The organism is Halomonas llamarensis (assembly GCF_023555005.1).
Classification (GTDB): domain Bacteria; phylum Pseudomonadota; class Gammaproteobacteria; order Pseudomonadales; family Halomonadaceae; genus Vreelandella; species Vreelandella llamarensis.
Map to the genome: position 1 here is coordinate 1 of NZ_JAMJPJ010000071.1, position 1,694 is coordinate 1,694.

Sequence of the window (1,694 nt, forward strand, 5' to 3'; positions counted from 1 at the left end):
GACGCTGACCCCCACTTGCACTTTGTGCTACTGACCGGCGTGTCCAAATTCAGTAAGGTCAGCCTTTTCTCGGGCTTGAATAACCTCAACGATATCACCCTGGATGCTCCCTTCAGCACGCTTTGTGGCTATACCGACGAGGACATCGATACGGTCTTCGCTCCTGAACTGCCCGGTTTGGATCGCAAGGCGATACGCCAGTGGTACAACGGCTATCGCTGGGGTGGCAGCGAGATAGCGTCCGTCTACAACCCCTTCGACGTACTGCTATTGTTTCAGAAGCGCGAGTTTGCACCTTACTGGTTTGAGTCGGCGACACCCACGTTTTTGGTCGACATTCTTAAACAGCGCGGGGTGTTTACCCCCTCTTTGGATCACTGGGAAACCGAGTACGAGCTGCTCAGCCAGTTTGATGTTGACCAGATCAGCACCGAAGGCCTGCTGTTCCAAACCGGCTACCTGACCATTCAGCAGATAGAAGAGCCCCTGCGGGGCTACCGCCAATACACCCTGGGCTTTCCTAACCGCGAAGTTGAAACCAGCCTCAACCACGCACTGCTGCCATCACTGGGCGTCGAGAACGCCCCGCGTGAGCGCCGTACGCTGTTCCGTCATTTAAGTCAGCACGACCTTGCCGGGTTAGAAGTTCACCTCAAAGCGCTCTACGCTGGTCTCCCCCACGATTGGTACCGTAATAATCCGATTGCCCGCTACGAAGGGCATTACGCGAGCGTCTTTTACAGCCACTTTGCGGCCTTGGGGCTGGATGTGACGGTAGAGGACGCCAGCCACCATGGCAAAGTGGATATGAGCGTGGACTTTGGTGGGCATATTTATCTGTTTGAGTTCAAGGTGGTGGAGCAACTCCCCGAAGGCACGGCGCTGGCGCAAATCAAACACAAAGGCTACGCCGATAAGCACCGCGCCTCCGGCAAACCCATACACCTGATCGGCGTGGAATTTTCCAGCGTCGAGCGCCAGATTGTGGCGTTTGAGGTGGAGACCCTGGCTTAGAAACAGCCTTTTCAGCACAACGCCAATCAATGAGCATGCTAGACTGCTGTTCGTATCGCTGTTTTTGCTCTGGAGGCCAGCCGTGCCGGATACCCACCGCCGTAAGCTACCCATCGGGATTCAGACGTTCTCGGATATCCGCGAGGGCAACTATTACTACGTCGATAAAACCCCGCATATTGAGCGCTTGGTTAACCAGAACAAATACTACTTCCTCTCGCGGCCGCGTCGCTTCGGCAAAAGCCTGTTGCTGGATACCCTGCGCTGCCTGTTTGAAGGTCGCCAAGCGCTATTTGAAGGGCTCTATATTCATGATAGGTGGGACTGGCAACAGCGCTATCCGGTGATTCGTATTAGCTTTGCCGATGGCGTGATGCAGAGCCGTGAAGGGCTGGACGAGCGTATTCGTGAGCAGTTACGGGTTCAACGTGAGCAACTCGGCATTACTCAGCACCATAAAACCGATATACCGGGTGAATTTTCCGCCCTCATTCGCGCCGCCCACCAACAGTATGGTCAGCGGGTGGTTGTCCTGATTGACGAGTACGATAAACCGATTCTGGATAATATCCTGGTGCCCGAGCGTGCCCGGGAACTGCGCGAGGGTTTAAAGAACCTTTACAGCGTTATTAAGGACGCCGACCCCCACTTGCACTTTGTGCTGCTGACCGGCGTGTCCA

2 protein-coding genes are annotated in these 1,694 nt (G+C 55.1%); both read left to right on the top strand.

All coding sequences use genetic code 11. The features are described from left to right. On the top strand, nucleotides 1-1,014 hold a 1,014-nt coding region (locus tag M8006_RS17550), incomplete at its 5' end, for a PD-(D/E)XK nuclease domain-containing protein (protein WP_250084486.1). A gap of 82 nt (nucleotides 1,015-1,096) precedes the next feature. Next, the coding region (locus M8006_RS17555) for an ATP-binding protein (RefSeq protein WP_250084487.1) at nucleotides 1,097-1,694 on the top strand (598 nt) is incomplete at its 3' end.